Raw genomic sequence first — 276 nt, 5'->3', positions numbered from 1 at the left:
CAACTCAAGCAAGGTAAACGAGGTCGACCTCGATTGTTTAGTGACTTAGCCATTACGACCGCCCTCATGGTTAAACGAGTATTCGCGATGCCGTTGAGAGCGTTACAAGGATTCATCGATTCTGTTTTCAAACTCGCTCAACTCCCGTTGTCATGTCCTCATTATTCATGCATCAGTAAACGAGCCAAAACGGTTAATGTGTCATTCAAGACAAAGACCCGAGGCGCAATACAGCATTTAGCCATTGATGCAACAGGGCTAAAGGTCTACGGTGAA

General features: G+C 45.7%; 1 protein-coding gene. It reads left to right on the top strand.

The genetic code is table 11. The features are described 5' to 3' along the window. Positions 1-276: transposase (locus tag AB4585_RS22160; protein ID WP_372170966.1), on the top strand; the 276-nt coding region annotated here is incomplete at both ends.

This window comes from Vibrio sp. 10N.222.49.C9 (assembly GCF_041474985.1).
In the GTDB taxonomy this organism is placed as follows: domain Bacteria; phylum Pseudomonadota; class Gammaproteobacteria; order Enterobacterales; family Vibrionaceae; genus Vibrio; species Vibrio crassostreae_C.
The sequence above is the reverse complement of the archived record's forward strand: the minus strand, read 5'-3'. Positions and strand labels throughout refer to the sequence as shown.